We start from the raw sequence: 21,613 nt of genomic DNA, 5'->3' as shown, positions 1-21,613 counted from the left end.
TCCAGTCCGTTACGAACGAGATGACAGAGCAAATGTACCCACATAGGTCATTTCGACTTATGCGGGTACGATCTGTTATTAATGATTCGTAATAAATGGATCCAGCCTTGCCGCGATTGCAGCGGCCTGCGCCCTTGTCAGCGCATCGCCCGGATTGACCTTGCCTTTGTCTCCGAGAATAATGCCGTGCTTAATCGTCAGCGCGACCGGAATGACAGCCCACTCTGGAATGCTGTCCTTATCCTCGAACGAAGAGAGAATTTGCGCAGCTTCAGCCGCATCCAAATCTCCGCCTAGCTCAAGCGACTTCAGCAGCCTGCCTACCATCGCCATCGCTTCCATTCGGTTCAAGGTTGCCGCAGGCGCAAAGCTGCCGTCAGCCAAACCGTTTACGATGCCGAGCTTTGCGGCAATGGATACGCTTTGCTTGTACCACGCGTTTGCTTTCACATCCGTAAAGCCCTCGTCCGCCGTCTTATTCATTAATCCTGCAACCCGCAGCAGAATCGTAGGGTATTCGGCCCTTGTAATAGGGCTATCCGGTTCAAAGCGGCCCTTTCCTTTGCCTAGAAGGAACAGCTTCGATGCTGCTTCGCCGATGCTTTTCTCTCCCCAATAACCGACCCTCACATCGCCAAAGGCTTGTGAAGTAGTCAGGAAGATCAGCTTGCCTTCCCCGGTAAGCTTCACATCGACATATGGCTTCTCTGCCGTACCGCCAAGCTTCCATGGCAATGTGGTCCAAGTGCCGTCCGCGCTTTGCAGAATAACTGCCTTGATCTCCCTTGCTTGAACCGTTTTCGGAACGGCTGCATGCAGCGACACATAGCCGTTCCAGCTCGCTTCCGGAAGATTGCTCGTAATTGTCACGCCTTGCCCGTCGCCAAGCAAGGAGGAGCTCAAGCTCTTCGCCAAGTTCTTCGAAGCGTTAATGCCCGCTTCATCGTTGACGCCTACCTTAAAGGACAAGCCGCCTGCTGCGCCTTCCAGCATTTTTGGAGTGAGCGTGATTTGTGCCATAGGGAGGCTAATGCTAATGCTCTTGCCGCTGTCCACCGCTTGCTTCACAGCGGATGCATCCATGCGGAAGCTATATCCCGCAACCGCCTCGTCTGCACCTGCAATGACCACGTCGTCAGAGCCTGCCGCTTGGAGCATCTCCGTTGTAATCTGAATGGAGACGCCGCCCTGCTCTCGCTCCGCTTGGACAGGCTTGTTATTGATCACGACCTCAACCGGACCCTCCGGCATAACAGGAGGCAGGATTATTCCGCCGCCACCTCCGCCGCCTGCCGTCCATAGGCTGGCAGCCAGCTTCGCCGATGTAGCGGTAGCTTTTTTCGTTAATGATGCTCTAGCTGCAATAATGATCGTATCTCCGGCCGCAGCGTCCATTTGCCCATTCCTTGGGAAGTTAGCCCATTCGCTAAGATCCTGCCCGAAGGTTGGAAGCTGCGCATCTGCGCCATTTTGCGGATACACCTTGTACGCCAGCTGTTGGCCGGTCATATCGCCCGCCTCGCCAATCGTCGCCATCGTTTTGTTCGTAACGCCGCTGATTGGCGACAGGAATGCCGTAATTCTTCTTAGCGTGGTTTGCTCCGGCCAATCGACCGTTACCGCTGCCATCGCCTTGAGCGAGACATCATCCGTCAGTTTGTATTCCGCTTCAATTAAGCTAGCGCCAACATCAAGTCCGATGATCTCGCCAGCATCCGTCAGATGAACGGCATCTCCCATTCCGATTGAGAAATGCAGCCGCTTCAAGTCAGCCGCAGCTATTTCTTTTTCCTTAAACTTAGGTTTGCCGTCAGCGCTCTTACCGTCTGCAAACTTCAGCACTGCTTTGACCTTTACGCTGTCGCCGGGCTTGATCTTCTCAAGCGGCTTCAGCACCAGTGCTGCCGGAGCCTCGAATGAAGAATCGCTGACGATAACGGTCGCTGTATTCTCGTTGCCAGCCAAATCCTCGGAAACAAAGTGGAGCGGCGCCGTAGCTTCTTTCCCTTCGATTGACACTAAGCTTTTGAATTTTCCATCGTCCGCTACCGGAACCTCATGCCCGTTTACCCATAGGCGGGCATCGTTGCTTGTCATTCCGGCAACCTGTATCGTGCCCGTTGTTGTTCTAGCTCCCGTTACCGGCTCGTCGATGTAGAGCACAGGCGCTAGCGTATCTACGGTTATATACAGCATCGTAACGGATACATCATGGGTCGCTTTATTGGTAGACACCAATTCAATGGCATAAGGACCGTCGGTCTTAAACCGATCGAATGTCAATTCGCCGCGGCTATTCGGCCCCTCATTTTTGAGGCTTGTCTTGCCAATCGATTGATCCGCGTAGAACGCTTCCACCTCGACATCTTTATGGCTGGCAATAAGGCCGATGGTTTGCTCGGTTTTATTCGTAAGAAGCTTAATGAATTTTTTCGATGAGTCCAGTTCCAATCGCCCATCGGTCGAGCTCGCATTCAGCACAGGCTTATTCGGATAAGGCAGATGCTTCATTGCGCTTTTTACACTGCCTGCAAAATGATAGTTTTCATTTTTATCCGCAGCCTTGGTCGGTTTCGTAACGGCAGAAACGCCAATGATATAATCCTTGTCGATCTCAAGCCCCGTATATTTCACGTCAATGTTGGCATTCTTAAGCGGCACTAGACCTTTCTGGTCAATCGCGTTCGAAGTGGATGTCGCTGCCCAGCCTCCGATAAGGATGCCTTCATAGATGCCTTTTGCTGCATTCCAATAAGGAGCTAGCTCCGTCTCCGTAAACAATAATTGACCGAACGGCTCGTACGTCTCCAAAACGCCGCCGCGTTCCTTGAACGCATCAAGAGCGTAGCTGTGCTCAAAGCCGGCATGGCCTGCCTTCTTCGCCGAAGGCTTGAAGGAAAGAGCGAACAGCCCGTTGCCCGCAGGCTGAATCAAAACGTCGCTAACCTCGCTTGGCGCCAGCGGATCGATGATTTCGAACCGTTCTTTTGATGTTTTGGTGCCAAAAGCACCCTCCGACTTCAGCTCAGCGCGCAGATAATAATGGCCCTGCTGCAATAATCCGCGGATGTCCTCGGTATCTCCAAGCAAGGAAACATTCGATGCATCGATCGTTTTGCTTCCGCTAGTGATGCGGCCTGACTTGCTGCCATTGCTGTCAACAGGCAAGTCTTTGGCAATCAACAGCCCAGGCTCTCCCGGCTCCAGCACTTCCTGTCCGCCTGCCTTTGCCGTGCTTGCGTCTGCCAGCGCATCCTCTGTCAGATACAGGTTGATCGTATCTCCAGCCTGCGCGTTGTTAACCTTCCACTCAGCCGTAAACGCGTTTGCATCCGTTCCGCTTTGGTTCAGCTTAACGTCTGTCAGCTCCGGCGCAGTCGGGATATTAAGCAATCTGCTCTCGACCTTCTTCACGGAGGTAAGCGTCCAAGTGCCGCCTGCAGCTGCGCGATCCTGCGGAATAATAATGTAAGCCTTTCTCGAATCGACGCCGTCTGCCGACTGATCCGCAGAAATATGCTGCGTAAAGGCGTTCGCCTGCGGGTTCGTATTCGTATTGTCAAAGATAACCGGGTACAGCTTGCCCGACGAATCCTTCAGCGTAAAGCTCGGAAGCTCCGTCGCATCGTAATCCATCTCGATCATCGCATTGCCGGATACGCCGTTCAGCGGAATCTCGTGCACTCTTCCGCTATTTTTCACAACGATGCCGCCCATGCCAAGACCCATTGATCCGGTATCCAGCACGCTTACGCCTTCCGAAACTTTACGGTACGTAATTTCCTGCGATTCCTTCTCTGTATCAAGCCATGATGTGGCTAATGTCTCGACGCCTTGTCCAATGACCATCAGACGCGGACCCTTCTCCGGATCTTCAATCACCATATGAATGAAGCCTTCCGGCAGCTGTTCGCCTGAGGTTCCGAACTCAACGCCTCCGCCCCAATAATAGGTAATGCCGAGGGAAATAAATAAAATGCCTACGCTGCCCCACAGCTTATCATTATTAATGCCTAGGAATACGCTTGAGAGCGGCATGCCGCCTACGACGGGAACGCTTGACGGTATTTGCACTCTCGCGCCGATGTAACCTTCAAAGTCGATCCGGTTTTTCTCTAGGTTTTGCCCGACGAAAATGCCTGCTTTGCCGATAATGACATCCCAGCCGCCAACATCAACCTCCGCTTCAAGCCGCACAAACCATGGCGTTACCCACTGCGCCTCGATCATTGCTTTCGTCAGCATGGGTACAAGATCATCGTCCTCGGGCTCTGGATTTGAAGAGTAATCCATTTTCCCTTCAACCTTAAGCCCCGTACGTTTCACCGTAAGATCAATGTCCCCGAAGAAATATGCCGGAGCAACACCAAACTTTAAGCTAACGCCCGCTTCAACGATGAGCGGGAACGGGTCTTTCTTGGTGCCGCCCGCAATCGTATCCGCAAGCTCGCGCACCGCTCCTCTTATATCCGTCAAATACGTCGCGCCCGTGATGAGCACGCCAGGATCAGGCAAGCTTGTGCCAAAAGCGATCACATCCGGCAATATCCGGCCGTCATCGACCTGCTTGAGCGAAAGCTCAATCTGAACCTTGACCATATCCTTCAAATCCGCTTTGAACTGGAGTCCGTATTGATTGTTAACGCCCTCCACCTTTTGGGCAAAATGAACGATATTGATTTTGCCGCTGGCCGTTCCTCCAGACCCCTCTTCGTCCCCGCCATCCTTCGACTTCTCAGCACCGAATAAGCCGAGGTCTTGGCCCAAATCGAATTTAAGTCCGGCATCAATGCCTACAAAACCTTTGTCGTTAAAAATGACATTGCGCATTTCCGCTTCCAGTATCTTCAATGAAATCGAGCCGCCAAACGAGACGCCTCCCTCGCGGAGAATAAAGTCGTTGAAGGTGAGGCCGAAGCCGTCAATCGAGAAGCTCGGTGCCGCAAACAAGCTATGTTTGTTGAAATAAATCGTCTCAATCATCAGCTTGCGGAGCGGGTGAAGCGCATCTCCAAGACCGCCTGCAGCCCAGTCGAGCGAGCCGTTCAGACTATCGTCTTCCTCATTGCCTTCGCTGTCTGGCAGCTCCTCGTCGTTAACGATATAACCTTCGCCCAGCGATTTATTAAAGCCGTTATAAAAATCCAGCGTCCATTCCCCTTGATGGAAAACAAAACCGCTGCTTGACACGCTAAGAATGCCGTCGCCCTTCACGATAAGCGTGTCGAAAAAAGGAATGTCATTCAGAGCGCCCTTATTCGGCTGCTTGGTGAACAAGCCTAGATCCAGCTTGCCTGGCACAAGCACGATGTCTTTCCCGCTATACGCCACCGACTCATTAATAATGGCCGGCTCCGTCTTCGTGTCCACGACCAACTGCTGCTCATCGCCAGTGCCGACCTGCTTGATCATGCCGCGAATGACGACAAGCTGCTCCGGGCCATCCTCTTCTTCAAAAAACTCCTCCAGCTCCTCCTCGGATTCAAACAGCTGGTATTGGTAGGCAGCCACTTCTTTCAGCGACTCCGCATCCAAATATTCCGCCAAATCAAATTCGGGATCGGTCGCCTTGCTTGCCATGCCCACAATTGTTTTGGCTTCCTTATATCTCGTAACGGCGCTATAAAGATCGGTACCGTTCTTAAACGGCGTTCCCGGAAAAGCATCATTAATCTCTTCCAGCAGCTTGCCGCTCACATTAGGCGTTACGAAGCTTAAATCAACCGTTTGCTTATAAATAGCCAAAATGTTAGCTTCCCTGATACGGGATTCCTCATTGTCGGTTACAAAGAAGCTTTGGCTTGTCGTAATGTCATACATCGCCTCAATTTCCTTGTCGCCGCCTGCGGTTCCTTTATAATCGATCTCGACTACATATTCACCCAGCGGAAGCTCCGGTCCCAGATTCGGCGTCACGACAGTGCCCGCCGCGTCTACAAGATCGCCGCCCCGGTACGTAATCCGCATGTCGCCCGCGAAGCCGTCGGCACCAGGCTGCAAAATAACGGCATTTTTAACGTCTGCCTTATATCGTTTGCCGGTTACCTTCTCTTGCAAATAAAGATCGAAGTTAGGCGCCGTGGTATCATTGCCCGTGTTGTATGCTTCGATATTAGAGAGATTAAGCGAGATATATTTCACATCGGAGCTATACAGCTCTGGCGGCGACATGCCATACACATAAGTTGGCACCGCTTCTCCGACTGCCGGCAGAAGAATAAAATTGGTTTTGCTGGATTCGAATTGCGCTTTAATGCCCTCGTCCTTCATGCCTTCCATTTTTTTCTGGGTTTCCGGGCTTTTCGCCGTAACCATGTACTGCCGCGTTACGGGCCAAGGCCTGCCCGTTGCCTGTACCTTAAAGGTTGCCGTTACCGTTTCGCCCGGCTTGTACATCGGCTCGATGTTATTGGCCGTCTCCTCCGGCGTAGCGGTTTTCTTCCGTTCCAGCGATTGGGTGCGGAATGTCTCGAGCACAGGCTTGTTGTCCTTATCTCGGACAATATGACCGGCATTGTCTACCCTGACAAAGCTAAGCCCGTTCTGAAGCGCCATATCCACAGTAATCTTGGAATGCTCCATATCGAACATGGCAAGATTCTCAATCTCAACGTTGATATCAAAAATACCCTCGTTCACATAAGCGCTGTTATCCTCTAAGGTAGCCAGCTGCTGTACGGGATCGATATAACGAATCGAGAAAACTTTGTCCGGCGCAATGATTTCCCCTAGTCCATATACCGTCTCAAACGTTTTTGTCGCCTGCTTCGCCAGCTTCTTGGGATTCCAATAAAAGGCGACTGCCGAATCTGCCGTGCCGTAATCATTCGTATCGCGCGTAAAATCAAGGTTCGGATTCGGCGTATAATCCCACTTCGTATTCGCGAGGCTGTTCCAATGGCCAACCGTCATCTCGTCGACTATGTTGATGTTACCTTCGGCGAAATTGTTGAAGCCATACGCGATAACATTCGTTGCCTGCGGATTGTCGAGATCAAGCTTGTCACGCATCACCCAGTAGGCAGGCAGCTTGTAGACCGGCTGATCTACTGCTGGAATGCCCAGACGCTCCGGGTCATGCACCAGCTTTCTCTCTACCGTCAGCGGCGACTTATAGGTCGTTCCGATTTGGAATTCCGGACCGTCATTGCCCGCAACCATCGTATCGAGCAAAATTCGGCTGCCTACCTCAACCTGGGCGCCGCTTTTGTTGACGACCTCGTAGCGGATATTGACGTTACCGGCATTCAGCTTGTCGGCGCTGTCCGTATAAAGCATCAAAATTTGCTTAATTTCTACCCCTTTGATTTTCCAGATCGTTTCGATCTGCTTCGTTCCGTTCGTGTTTTGAATGATTCTCGGCTTCGACGTCTCCGAGAAAAACTGTGTGGAAAATTTATATGGATTGCCAAATATATAGTCGGTGCCGTCGATTTTGAACGTTGTAAACGAGGTTTCCGGATCGTCGCCGCGAAACAGCATATCGACATTCTGATCCTTTTTCCGAATCGGTTGGCCTTCTACCGTCCGGATACCGAAGCGGCCTGTGCTGTTATCAACCGTAATTTTAATAAATTCATTTTGCAGCACCGTCGTGCTGGAACTGTTCACCGCAGCTGCGACGGCTTCGACACCCGCGTAGTTTGAAGCTATAAACAATAACAACGCGAGTATGAATATACCGCTTCTCTTCCCTTTTCCCACCTGACTGCCCCCTATCTTCTGACTAACACTAGCAATCGCAATATGACTATCCGACCGCAAAAGAGACGCATGAACCATCAGCCGCGCATGACGCGCAGCCGATGATTTTTCGTTAGTGATCGACTATTGTGCTTTCGTTATGAAGAAGGTCGCGTATTCCCGCTCCCGCTCCTGATTTCTTACGATGATGGTGTACCAGCCAGCTTTAGGGAAGGCCACCGTGAACTTGCCGTTCACGAGCTCATCATAGGTTAGCTTGCTAGCAATATATTTCATTTGCCCTTCGCGATAGAGCCCCGGCTGATAGAGCAAATCATAGGTTCCCCATTCGTTGACATTCGTGCTGCCGCCTACGTTCATAAGGTTATAGCCGGTTATCGTGAACGTCAGCGTGCTGCGATCAAACAATGCCGTTTCCTGCGAGGCTGCCGAGATAAGCATGTCGTTAGCAAAGAGGAGCATGCCTCCCTCTTTCACTACATAAACATCCTGCACCGCTACCGCCGTATTGCCAACCTGGTCGGTAACCGTATACGTAACCTGCTGCCGTCCGCCTGCTTTGCTCAAATCAAGCTTGCTGATCGCAACCTTGATATCCGCTGCTTTCGACAAATTATCAGATACGGTAAAGCCTCCAAGATCGGTGCGGAAATCAAAGCCTTTCTTATTTTGAACGACAGCTGTCGAAGCCCGGTTTAATTTAATCTCAGGCGCTTTATTGTCCAGCCCGTCCACATTTATAGCGACCTTGTTCACATTGCCAAGCAAATCCGACAAGGCGAGGGTCGTCGACCCATTAGCCGAATAAATACGGGAATAGGTGAAGCTGCCGTTCGCATCGCTGATTTGATTCGTGTAGCCGCCGCTTTGCAGGTTCGGAACTACTCCGGCAAACACATGATTTGGCGCTGACGTCTTGCCGCTCAGCGTAACCTGCATGCTGCCTCTCGCGTACTTCTTGCCGTCGATCGTCACGATTTTGTTTGGCGGGAGAACGATTCCGTCCTCGTCTACAAACGTGTAGCTGATTTGGTCTGGCTGCGGCGGTGCCGCAATAATGTTGTCGACCTTCTCCGTCAAAACCGTCGTATTGCCGTAAGCATCGGATACGACGAACGATTGAACGCCATTGCTCTGGGTCGTAACGACACGGCCGCCCTTAACGAGATCAAAATCTTTGCCGTTCTCGTCTACCTTCTGCACCTCCAGCGTTACGCCGGAGGAGAACAATACGTTGCCGCCGGCGTCACGAATGGTGCCAAACGTTTTTGAGGCATTTTCCCCGTAGCTGTAGGAGCGCACGATATGAACCTTCGGCGCCTCTTTATCGATATTTTCAACCGTAGCCGTTGCCGTGCCGGTATTGCCTGCTTCGTCTATGAATTCAAAGGTAAAGCTGCCGTTTTGCGTAAAGGTGTAGACGCCCTTGCCTCCGTTATTCGTCACTTGGACGGGCTTGGAGGTATCCAGCTTTACCGTCACATCGCTGTTCGTAGCATGAGTCACCATATATTCAATGCTGCCCTCCGGCGGCGTTCCGTCAATATTGGCGACTACAACATACAAGGTGTCCTTGCGATCTGCGTCATTAATGTCAGTCAGATCAAAAGTATAAAAACCATTTTCCTTCACGTTGAACGTATTGCCGCTGCGATCCGGAACTGATGGATTCACTAAAGATGGCATAACCTTAATGCCAAGCGGCACCGTAACGTCGATGTTCACGCCAGTCGCAGGACCGATCGGCCGGGTTGTGCTCAGCTCAGCCAAAGCATATACAGGCTCGGTTCCCGACAGCGTCTCGATATTTATGAGCTGAGGTTCGCTAATTGCGCCCCCCGGCGTCCTGTATTTCACTTGAATGGTCAGCTTGTCCGCATCTCCTGAAGCGGTCGGCACCGCTGCAAAGCTGGTGTATGGGCGCCACTTTTTCCAGCTCGCGCCGTTATCCGGCGAGATGGAATATTCATAGCCGCTCTTATCCTCCGTATCGAGGGTGAGCTTCAAAATCGCGGCATAGCCATCCGCTTCATCGCCGTACAGATATATGAGATCGGAATGGGATGGAGCAGGCGGAACTTCAGAGCCTCCGCTCTTCGATACTTTAAATGTTCCGGAAGTGCTTTTAATGATGCTGTTGCCTGCTCCGTCGGTCGCCCAAACGTATAAGCGGAAATCGGCGATTTCACCATCCGCCAGACCCTTGCTGTCGATTGCTGTTGCGCCATCCTCAGGAAGCGTCTTCCAATCCGGAGAATCCGCATCGGGCGCAGCCTTTCCAGCCTTCACCCATTGATAGCTTTTCGTTAAGCCGTTAACGCTGTATGGCTCCTTAACGGTTACCGTCACCTTTTGCGTTTCGAGCGGGTATGCCACTCCATTTTTGCTAAACGTTACCGTCGGCGCTTGATTGTCAAAATAATAGGTTTTGGAGAAGTAGTAGTAACGGTCACCCGCCTTCGCCATCATATGGATATACCGAAGCCCGTTCTTGTCCGCATCAATCGGAATTAAATAATCAAACCCTTTAGCCATGCTGCCGCCAATCGAAGCTTGAAGCGGCGTGTAACCAGACGCATCGGCCGGACGAGTTGCAGTCGTGCTGAGGCTGTAGCCAACTACATCGGGCGTGAGCCCGCTGATGCTGAACACCACGTCATGGCTTTTTACATAATTCGGGTCAGCCGGAGGCGAGAATGCCGAGCGGACATTGATTTCTGAATTAACCGTTACGACCTTATCCGTCGAGGTTATGATTTCATTGCCCGCTTGATCGACTGCCTTAACATAAAGACGGTATTTGCCATCCTCGTCTACCTCGTTAAGCGTCGATGCCGTCAGCTTGTCGCCACTCAGCGCTGCATTTTTCCAATTGACTTCCTTCGGCTGCTTGCCTTCAAGCACCCATTGGTAGGAACTTTTCTTCACTCCGCTATGCTCATCGGTAATCATAGCGTTAATCTGGACATCGATCGTGCCGTCTCCATTAATTTCGTTAAAGGTGACGGCCGGCTTGCGATTGTCCAGCTTCATTGGAGTCGAACGGTACGTCCAGTTCGAATCATCCCATTTGAAATCATCCAGTTTCCACAGCGAGGCGTCTCCATAATTGCCTACTGCCGCAAGTGCTTTATTGTCGGCATAAAACGTTTTATCGGCCTCAGAGCCTGGATGCTCTTGCTTCCATGCTTCATATTGCGAAAGATTGTCTTCTACGTATTTTTTCTTTTTGTCGTACTGCATCAGCTCTCTTGCCGAGTCCCATGTCATATCGGCCGTCCAAGTATGCAAATACCATTCGCCGCTGTTGTCAGCAGTGAGCGCTTCCGCCGGCGGCGCTATCATATTCGTCTTGTTATTGACCACCTGCAGCATCGTGCCTGCGTATTCGCCCGGATAAAGCTCTTCTCCTGGCTGCTTAGCCGAAAGGGAATAACGCTTAATTGCCGCAAAATGATCATCAGCCTTGGCTGCAAAAGGATCGGACTGCGACTGGCTCCATACGTAATAAACGAGCCCTACCGCCGGCGAGCCTGCCCCTGTAGTGTTGGATGGACGGTAAATGCCGCGGCTTGGCTTCTGCGCTCCCGCTTCCACCGGATCAAGCGGGGGGATAATGACCGCGGGGTCGTTGGCATCAATCGTTACTTTCCCGTTTCTCTGATAGACCTGATCGTTCGCGCCGCCGCTCTCAAAGCGGTAATCGATGATCGGTGGCTGATTATCAATCGCAAGCCTGGCCCAATCGGTCTTCGAATTGACGAGAGACTCGTCTCCGTCTATATGTATGCCGTCATAGTTTGCCGGCTGTATTAGCAAATTGCCCGCATAATCCTGAATAACCGATGTATCGGATGCATCACCCTTGCTGTCATGCGATACGGCAATTGCTTTCAAAAGCGGCGTTTCCATCGAGAGCTCTTTTGTAATATTTGCTCTGAACGTCCAATTTTTCGTGTTGGAGCCCGACTCATAGTAGGCTCTCATCCCGTTATTGAACAAAATGAATGTGCCTGCCGCTTCCCAGCCATTTTTTACAATGGCCTCCTCGGTCATCTGCAGCGTAAAGTAGATGCTGTCATTTTTGTTCAGCGTGACGCCCGTTACGATTTCCGGCTGAATCCCGTTGCCGGTTTTCGTATATTTTGGCGCTACGGCATCAACGATGACCCGGTAGCCTCCATTTTCATAGTCAAACGGATTAAGCGTCTTGCCTTGCATATGCAAATTGCTGGCGCTGCTTGCTACATTCGGAAAATCCGTAATCGCGACATTTCCTGCCGCATCCGCCAGTACGGCTCCCCGCAGCTTTTCTTCCAGCGTCTGATTCATCGGCAATGCGCCTGATGATGTGCCGGTGATCAGAGGCTCCAGTGGCAGGTTGCCGCTGTTATGATATTTTGAGCCTGTATATTCGTAGGTAATGCTGCTCTTCAAAGACTTTAGACTGTCAGCATCATAGGAAGTATTTTGTAGATATTGCTGTTGTCCAGCGGCGGGCAGACCGGTCCCGTCTGGATTGACGAACAGCGGATGACGCAAGAAATGCTCAAAATACGCCGTATTTAGCGCAGTTGGCTTCACTGGCTCCGTGAAATTATAGCTAAGCTTAAGGTGCTCATCCTGTTTGACAAAAAGCTCCTGCTGGCCGGTTATCGGATTTTCCCGCTCCGCGCCGTCGCCTGTGAAAGTGTAGCTTGACATGACCGGACGGGTTTTGTCCTGAAACTTAATATACAAGCCTCTGGCTCCCGTAAGATCACCATCGTCGTCACCCTCGCCATATACTTCTATCGATATCTTTTTTGTTTTCGAGGTAATGACGGTGGATGCGCTTCTCGCGCCAACATCTCCGCCGCCCGTACGCCCGTGGAGCAGCTCCTCTCCATCCACTTCGAAGGTTGCCGTTGAAATACGCGTCCAGGTAGGTATGCCTAGAAACGAACCTTCATAATAAACAAGCCTTTTCCATCCGACCACAACCTCGGCATGCCCGCTTTTCGCAAGCTCGCTTAGGGTAGGGTTGTTTTGGATATCGATTTCAAATTTAACTGTCGTTGCATTGTCTCCCTTGCCTGTAAAAATATCGCCGCTGCCCCAATCGATTTGCGAATCCGAATCCGTTTTGGTCTGCTTAAACCCAGGCGTATTGGCGTAGATATTTATGAATGCATTATCCGCATCGTAGGTTAAATTACCTATGTGCGTACCTGCGCCGAACATAACCTCCAAATCTCCGCCAGCCGCTTCGACTTTGACTGCGGTAAAACCCTGCAGCAGCGTCGCCAGCATAAATAGGACCATTGCTGCCGCAATCCTTTTGTGCGCCTTGTTATGATTGTGCATGAACATCTGACTCCCCTCTGAACTCGTGCTATATTGCCAAAACAAATGACTTCTCTTTCGACTTCAAATGAATCCGATTTCACTATCGATCGTCATAATTCGGTAAACATTATCCTTTTCCGCCAGCAATCGACATCATCAGAAAGTGTATCAAACCACTCTGTGCAAATTCTGTGCAGAATCGGGTCTTTAGTCCCTAACCTATAAAATTCGGAGTAATGCAAACAAAAAAAAGCATTCGCCCTACCTATCCTGTTGTCATCATTTCTCATGATCAACAGAAGGTATGAACAAATGCTTTTTTTACTAAGCAGGAAATCAGATATTTTTAACCGCAGCCACTGTAGACAAAGCCGCCTCTAAATCGCTGTATATAATGTTGCCGACGACTACCGTATGGGCGGACTCCGCCGCTAGGCGAGCTTTGTCCGCATTATCGATTCCGCCGCCATAAAACAACTGGGCATGGGCAATGGATGCTCTAGCCCGCTTCACAAGCTGCATATCTCCGAACCTTCCGCTATATTCCAAGTAGATAACCGGAAGCCGCATCAGCCTGTCCGCCATCCGCACATGCGCGATGAGCTCCGATTCCGTCAGCTCGGTTTTTGCTTCGGTTACTTTAGCCGCCGTCGCATCCGCATTCAAAATAATATAGCCCTGCGCCGCCGTTTCCTCCCAAGGCACAAAGGAGCCATACTCCATCAGCCCTTCGGTTTGCCGTCCCGTGATCCATTCAGCCCGGCTCGTATTCAGCACAAGCGGCACAAAATATCCGTCGAAGCCGGGAACGGCTCCCTCTAGGCTGGACACCTCAAGCGCACAATCCACGGCATATCTGCGAACCCGCGCCATGAGATCAACCGTATTTTCAAAAGTAACGCCGCTGGAGCCTCCGACGATAATCGCATCCGTACCTGAGGTGCATATTTGATCCAGCACCTCATCGGATATTTTTCGATCGGGATCAAGCTTAAACACATGCCTCCAGCCAGAAAACCAAACCTCATTCATGAATAACCAAACCTCGCTTTTTCACAAAAATCGAATGTGAATCATTGCCCTTCCTTCTATGCTATGTCAGCGCGAATAGCGTGTCAAATGATCCGCTGAATGAAAACAGCGCCCCCATTGGCAGGAGGCGCCGAAATGCGGTTAATTGTGAACAAGCAAGCGATAGGGGGCTTTAATTGGACTCGTAAGCACGCAATCGAGCATTAAATGCATTGTATAAGGCGAATTATCAGGAAACTATCCCGTTAATTCACCGCATTTTAGACGAAAAAGGGAATTAGATGGATTTTCTCCTGTTAAAATTTTATTTCTCGCCCATAAGTGCTGAAAATGTTGATATTATCGGGAGATTTTCCTGTTAATTGATCTATTTACAGCCACGCGGGACAATTAAATGGACATTTTCCTGTTATTTTCCCTCAGAGGTTATTCGCCTTATAAAACTGCCTATGAGCATAAAAAAACGAGCCTTAGAAGCAAATCTAAAGGCTCGTTTTGTTTTGTCTTTTATAATAAAAAGCGTTTATTTCTTCACTAGCTGCCCGCGCGTTACGCCGAGCTGGTTGATTGCTTTCAGACTGCGCCATACTTGCGTGCCGCTAATGCGGCCATCGAGCGCATCGCGGTAAAGCGACAGCACTTCAAGCACCTTCTCCGGCGTCTCTTCCAAAAACTCGACGCGGAAGTGGGATACGCCGTAACCGACAAAGTTGCGGATATACTCTGCGCCTGATTGCTCAATCGCGTTGTATACCGTGTTGCGGCAGCCTTCGTCCACGCGAACGGGATGCGCCATGCCGATGCGATCCTGCAAGGAAGCACGCTTCTCCTCGCAAGGACGACCGCAGTTCGTAAAGTCTGTCCCTTCGCTCATAAACGTGCAGTACACGCAGTGCTCCGTATGGAACATCGGCAGATGCTGATGGATAACCATCTCCAGCATGCTAGTATCCGAGTTTTCAAGCAAATCGATCATTTGCTGAATGTTCAGATCGTACGATGGCGTAATGAGATCTAGGCCTACATCCGTAAACAAATTGACGGCCTTGTGGTTTGCCACGTTCAGCGAGAAATCGCCGATCAGCTTAGGGAAAGGCTTATCCGGATTCGCTGCACGGGCACGCAGGTAATAGTAAAGCGCCCCTGTGTTACGCACGAGCACCGCATCAGGCTGCAGCTTCAAAATATTCGCATGGTAGCCGTTCTCGCCCGGCATATGAATGCGCGGCGTTGCCAGCGCAATCGGCTTGCCCGCTGCACGCGCAGCGGCTACGGCAGCCGGGAATTGCTTAATAAATTCAAAATCGGCGTATACGTAAGAGATATCGGTCGTTACCGCTGCCTGTACCTGCTCAAGGCTGCGGCATAATGCAATCAGCTTCGCATCCTTGCCGCTTTGCGGCGCCAAAATATCCTTCTTCGCCGCATCAGCCTGATAAACATCCTCACGCGAGGCAACCGCATTCTTGATATAGACAGGCGGCTTCGGACGCTCGCCCGCAAGCAGCTCTACCGCCTCGCGGCGCAGCCGGTTCAGCTCGCGGATCGGTACGATTAGGTCGCCCTGCAGCTCAACTTCAAGCTTCTCCAGCTGATAAACGGTACCGCCGAGGCGGCCCAGCTGATCCTCAAGCAGCGCCGCATCCATCGGACGCTTCTGTGCTTGCTCCAGCTCTAGCTCCGTGACAACCTCTACCGTCGTTCCCTTCTGAACATCGGTCCACCAAGTGCGCATCGGCTGCCCGAGCGCTCCGGTTACTCTGACATGAAGCGGGAATACGCGGTACGGCTTCTCCGTTTCAAAGGTTGCTCTCAGTCGCTTATCCAGCGCAGGATCGCTTGTTTTCCAGACGCGGTCGCCGACATGCACCTTGCGCAAGTCAACATCATTGCGGCCCGCTACAAGCTCAATCATCGTGCCTTCCTGCGCTTCGCCTTCGATCTTCACGCCTTGTCGGCGGATATCGTAGACGCGGCCGCCCTCTTCCTTCTTCGTCGGGTCGCCTGCGTCAAACACAATGCCGTCTCCGCGCTTAAGCGGCGCGTCGATGCGCAGCGTAACCGCATCGCGCATAATGCGCTCTACACGGCCGAGGTAGACGCCCCGGCTTTTCGGGAACGTGCCCTCTACGAGCTGCTTGTTGTTCGTTCCCGACAGGAAACCATGCGTGAAGCCGCGCGAGAAGCTTTGCTGCAGCTCACGCACATCCTCCGTTGACGGCTTCGACAAATCGCCGTCAAAATATTTATCGATCGCACGCCGATACTTGCTCACGACATTCGCGACATATTCCGGGCTTTTGAGGCGCCCTTCAATTTTAAACGACGTAACGCCCGCTTGGATGAGCTCCGGCACGATATCGATCGCCGCCAAATCCTTCGGCGACAGCAAATACGCGATGTCGCCCATCGGCTGAACCTCGCCATCGACCATCAGATCATACGGCAGCCGGCATGCCTGCGCGCATTCGCCGCGATTCGCCGAGCGTCCGCCCCACATCTCGGAGGTAAGGCACTGGCCCGAATACGATACGCACAGCGCGCCATGCACGAATACTTCCATAGGCAGCTTCGCTTGCTCGCCGATCGTACGGATTTGCTTCAAGTTATTTTCACGGCCAAGCACGACCCGCTCAAGCCCAAACGGCTTCGTAAACTCCACCGCTTCAGGCGACGTAATCGTCATCTGTGTCGAGCCATGAATCGGGAAGTCCGGAGACAGCTCGCGAATCAGCTTCACAAGGCCCAAATCCTGCACGATTACCGCATCCACACCCGCATCGATACACATCTCAATAAGCTTCTGCGCGCCTCTCAGCTCCTCTTCGAATACGAGAATGTTAAACGTCAGGAAGCCCTTAACGCCGTACGTATGCAGAAAAGCCATAATTTCCGGCAGTTCCTCACTTCGGAAGTTGTTCGCGCGGGCGCGCGCATTAAACTTCTCTACACCAAAAAATATAGCGTCAGCGCCATTGGCTACTGCCGCACGCATGCATTCCCAATCACCGGCCGGAGCCAGCAGTTCTATATCCGATCTCACTATTGTGTCTGTCATAATAACGATCTATCCCTCACATTCTTAAAACCTGCTGCTACTATCTTAACAAACCATAGGCATCTATACCACTACACAATACTGGCATCGCGCAAAAAGACTGGCTTTCGCATTGCGAAAGCCAGTCTCCATAGTCTTATATTTACTCAGCGGCGCTGGATTGTATGTTTTGGCCGTCCTTCAGCGAATGCTGGCCAGACACAACAACGCTCTCGCCTTCCTTCAATCCTTCCAAAACTTCCTGGTAAATGCCGTTCACCCGGCCTAGCTTAACCGCCCTCTTCTCAGCAACGCCGGCGTTCGAGATATAAATAAAGGTATCGCTGCCTTCTCTCACTACGCTTAGCGATGGAACGGCTACAACCAGCTCTTCCTCGGTCGTCGTCAACTGGACTTGTACACGCTCGCCCGGCTTTATGGCGCCATCGGAATTATTCGCTAACAATTCCAGCGCATACATCCTGCTTGCCGCATTCGGCACATCGGAGAGATAAACAAGCGTTGCCTTCCTCTTGTCGGACGGATTATCGGCATTATAATATAGAAGCTCTTTTTTGCCGCGAGCGAGCGCCGCAGCAGGCTCGCTCAGCTCGGTCTTGATCGTCAGCTGCTTCACGTTTTGTACAACGGCTATCGTGGCGCCGACATTAATCGCCATTCCCTCCGTAATGGCAAGATCCGTTAGCGTTCCAGCTGCCGGAGCAATGACGCGATAACCCTCGAGCGCCAAATCCGCTTGCTCCAGCTGAACGGCAGAGGAATCCACCTGCCCTTCATAGACTACAAGAGAATTCGCGCTGTCATGGGATGCTAGCTGCTGCTTAGCGGATTCCAAATTTCTCCGCGCGGCGTCAATCAACTGCTGATCATCCTGCGAGCTTGCTTGAATGAACGCATCCTCTAGCGAGGCAACGGAATTTACAAGCGCAGCACGGCTTGCCGCCTGATCGTCCCTTGCCTTCTGCAGTGCTTTCTGGGCACTTGCGAGACCTGCTGCCGCTTGCTTCTTCTGCAGCTCGGCACTGCGTGATTCCAGCTGCACAATAACGTCGCCAGCTTTGACCGCGTCACCGTTCTTCTTCAGTATTTGAAAAACCTTGCCGCCTGCAAGCGCTGGAATATCCAATTTGACAGCTGCGCTGACCTCCGCTACCTGCTCTCGCGGCTCTCCCATGCTGACTTTGGCGGCGGCTTCTGTTTTTATAGGAATGACAGGCGTGCTCTCGCTCTCTTCGGTAACTGGCGCCGCTTCCGAGCAGCCGGCAAGCAGTACAATTGCTGCAATTAAAACAGCCGCCACCGATCCAGCTCTTTGCTTCCTTTTTGCAAATCGTTGAAACATATGAATCAGCTCCTCTCTATACCTCTAATCCTTTAGGCGTTTGGTTATCCGATGGACTTGCTTTAGTTTTGTTTGGCCGATTGAACATTTTATTTTTTATGACCTCGAGTATTTCATATACGACGGGTACAACAACGAGCGTAAGCAGCGTCGAAGTGATCAGCCCGCCAATAACAACAACGGCGAGCCCTTTAGAAATTAGCACGCCTTCGCCAGCGCCAAGCGCGAGCGGCACCATAGCTGCTATCGTCGCTACAGCGGTCATAATGATCGGGCGCAAACGAACTAAGCCCGCTTCGATCAACGCTTCACGGACAGGCAAGCCTTCCTCCCGCAGCTGCTGTGCGCGATCCAACAGGACGATCGCGTTGGTGACGACGATGCCGATCAGCATCATAAATCCGATCAAGGAAGTGACGTTGATCGATTCATTAGATACCAGCAAGCCGAGCAGTCCTCCGATAATAGCAAGCGGAAGCGAGAAAAGAATCGCAAACGGCGTGCTCGCATTACCAAAGCAAAGCACCAAGATGAAATAGACGATGGCAATAGCGATTGCCATCGCAAGGAACAATTGCGAGAAGCTCTCCGCAATATCCTCCGAGACGCCTTGTATCTCGGTCGAAACGCCCGTCGGAAGCTCGATATCTGCGAGCGCAGCCGTCACCTTCGCGCTGACTACCGTCTGATTCGGCGAGTTGATCAATGCGGTTATTTTCACAATTTGCGCCTGCGACTCCCTGCTAAGCGACACTGGGGCCTGTACCTCCTCAAGCTTCGCCACCTCTTGCAAATAGACGATTCCGGCCGTTTGCGATTGAATCGGCATTTTACCAAGCCGCTCCATCGAATTTTTGTCCTCGTCCGACAGCTTCACCACAGTGGTGTAAAGCTGGTTGTCGAGCCGGATATCGCCAAGCGGCTGCTCTGCGATCCACATCCTTACCGCATCCCGCACTTGAGCCGGGGACAAGCCTAGCTCCCTTGCCTTGGACTGCGAGACGGTAATGCTTACTTCGGTTTTGGCGTCGCTTAGCGTATCCTCGATATTGATCAGCTCAGGAAATTGCTTCAGCTTCTCCTTCACGACAAGTGCGCCTTGCTCCAGCAGCTGCTGGTCTTCGCCTTTTAGTACGTAAGAGAAATTAGACGTACCGACTCCGCCCGTGTCTCCACCGGTCGTTTGAGTCACCACCTCAGAGCCTTGCGGCAGCTGGGCTTCGATAATCGCTTTATATTGCTTCAAAACCCGCTCAACATCGGCATTTTCGTTCAGCTCCGCCGTTATGTTGGTGATATACGGGATCTGATCATCATCATCATTGTAGCCAACCAACGACTCAACAAAGGTGAACAGCTTGTCTCCTGCACTATCCTTTGCTTCGAGCAGCATGTTCTCGATCTGCTGCATCTGCAGGTCATTGCTGGCAAGCGAGGTTTCGTAAGGAAGCTTCACCGTAATGAATACCAGCTTCTCCGGACCGCCGGATGGCAGGAAGTTAACCGCTAAATTCGGAATCGTAATGACCATCGTCGCAATCAGCAAGACGAGGGAAAGCAATAACGTCTTGATTCTGTTGGACAAGCACCATTCAAGCACGCGCTGATAGAAGCGAGGAACCTTTCCTTCATGCGAATGATCTTTCATTTTGATTTGCTTCCGGCTGCGAAGCACGAGCAGCTTCGTCATCATCGGAATAACCGTCAAGGCGACCAGCAAGGATGCGAGCAGCGCACAGGATACGGTCAAAGCGAAAGGACGGAACATTTCACCAACGATGCCGGTAACGAATGCAAGCGGCAAAAATACGCCTGCCGTCACGAGCGTCGAGGACGTAATCGCCATCGATACCTGCTTCGCTGCCATAATGACGACCGATTGGCTGCGCTCCTGCGCTTTTTCCAAATTGCTATAAATATTCTCAATGACGACAATACTATCATCGACGATACGCCCAATCGCGATAAACATGCCGCCAAGCGTCATGATGTTAAGCGTGATGTCCAAAGTCGACATCATCACGAGCGTAATCAAAACCGACAACGGAATCGAAACAAGCACGATTAACGTCATTCTTATGTTGCGAAGGAACAACAGGATCATGAGCGAAGCGAGAATAATTCCGATAAAACCTTCTTTTAAAATGCCGCCAATCGATTTTCTTACTTCATCGGCGCTGTCATAAATTTTGTTAAACGTAATTTGGGGCTGCTTCTGCTCCCAATCGGCTATAACCCCATTTACGGCATCCGAGAATTCAACGGCATTTGACGCGCTTGTTTTGTACAAACGAATGCCCAGCGCAGGCTTGCTATTAAATCTGGCTATAAACTTCTCATCATTAACAGCCTTAATTTCCGCCAGATCCTTGAGCAATACCGTCTGCCCTTTGCCCGTTACCAGCTCTAGATTTTGCAGCCCGTAAATGCTGTTTAAATCACCCTTCACGCGGGCCATTTGCGCTTTCCCGTCCAGCTCGACGGAACCAACAGCGCCGTTAGTAAGCGCCGCTTGAATCGCGCTCGTTACCTCTACGCCCGAGAGGCCAAACACCGACAACGCATCCGCCTTTAGCAAAATGTCGAGCGTTGTCTCGCTTACGCCGATCGAGTCCGTATGGTCAATGCCGTCCACACCTTCGAGACTCGGCTTGATTTCGTCCTCGTACAGCTTGTTCAGCTCGCCCTGCGACATCCCTTTGTCCGCATAAAGCGTCAAATAATAAGCCGGACTGGAGGAAAAACCAAAGGTCATCACTTTAGGCGTTGCTGCACTGTCTGGAAGAGCCACCTCCTGCACTAAGCTCTCCAGCTCCTTCTTCTTCTTCTCCACGTCGGCGCCTTGCTTGAACTGCACGATGATGCTCGACACATTATCGCTGGACGTTGAGCTCAGCTTATCCAGATCTTGAAGATTAGCAATCTTATCCTCAATCGGCTTCGTGACCTCTTCCATCACATCCGTGGGCGGTGCCGGATAAGCCGTCGCAATCATAATGACCGGAAACGAGATGTCAGGAATATTTTCTACCTTGAGCGACGATGCCGAGTAAAGCCCTCCTCCTATAAGCATCGCGATCAAGATCATCATTGCTGCCACTTTATTCATCGAAAAGCGGATCAAACCATTCAACCAAAACCCCTCCTGC

The 21,613-nt window shown here is 51.5% G+C and carries 6 protein-coding genes; all 6 read right to left on the bottom strand.

Annotation, left to right across the window (positions count from 1 at the left end):
- Window positions 1–78 precede the first annotated feature (78 nt).
- The gene (locus ADU23_RS11395) at window positions 79–7,704 is read right to left on the bottom strand and encodes an S-layer homology domain-containing protein (protein ID WP_053373857.1); all 7,626 of its coding nucleotides are present in this window, start codon (window positions 7,702–7,704) and stop codon (window positions 79–81) included.
- A gap of 123 nt (window positions 7,705–7,827) precedes the next feature.
- On the bottom strand, window positions 7,828–13,050 hold the full coding sequence (locus ADU23_RS11390) for a hypothetical protein (RefSeq protein ID WP_157265733.1): 5,223 nt from the start codon (window positions 13,048–13,050) through the stop codon (window positions 7,828–7,830).
- Between the two features lie 318 nt (window positions 13,051–13,368).
- Window positions 13,369–14,064: a heptaprenylglyceryl phosphate synthase gene (locus ADU23_RS11385; RefSeq protein WP_053373855.1), complete on the bottom strand. Its 696-nt coding sequence runs from the start codon at window positions 14,062–14,064 to the stop codon at window positions 13,369–13,371.
- A 523-nt stretch (window positions 14,065–14,587) separates the two neighbouring features.
- A complete protein-coding gene (locus ADU23_RS11380; RefSeq protein ID WP_157265730.1) occupies window positions 14,588–17,122 on the bottom strand; it encodes a U32 family peptidase in 2,535 nt (844 codons plus the stop codon).
- A gap of 142 nt (window positions 17,123–17,264) precedes the next feature.
- A complete protein-coding gene (locus ADU23_RS11375) occupies window positions 17,265–18,464 on the bottom strand; it encodes an efflux RND transporter periplasmic adaptor subunit (protein WP_053373853.1) in 1,200 nt (399 codons plus the stop codon).
- 16 nt (window positions 18,465–18,480) lie between these two features.
- Window positions 18,481–21,597, bottom strand: coding sequence for an efflux RND transporter permease subunit (locus ADU23_RS11370; protein WP_053373852.1), 3,117 nt, complete (start codon window positions 21,595–21,597; stop codon window positions 18,481–18,483).
- Window positions 21,598–21,613: the final 16 nt, after the last annotated feature.

Origin of the sequence: Paenibacillus sp. FJAT-27812 (assembly GCF_001273905.1) — a bacterium.
Classification (GTDB): Bacteria; Bacillota; Bacilli; order Paenibacillales; family Paenibacillaceae; genus Pristimantibacillus.
The sequence above is the reverse complement of the archived record's forward strand: the minus strand, read 5'-3'. Positions and strand labels throughout refer to the sequence as shown.

Coding starts and splice junctions, on each gene's coding strand:
- ADU23_RS11390 (WP_157265733.1), bottom strand. CDS start 13,050: ATGCACAATCATAACAAGGCGCACAAAAGGATTGCGGCAGCAATGGTC.
- ADU23_RS11385 (WP_053373855.1), bottom strand. CDS start 14,064: ATGAATGAGGTTTGGTTTTCTGGCTGGAGGCATGTGTTTAAGCTTGAT.
- ADU23_RS11380 (WP_157265730.1), bottom strand. CDS start 17,122: ATGACAGACACAATAGTGAGATCGGATATAGAACTGCTGGCTCCGGCC.
- ADU23_RS11375 (WP_053373853.1), bottom strand. CDS start 18,464: ATGTTTCAACGATTTGCAAAAAGGAAGCAAAGAGCTGGATCGGTGGCG.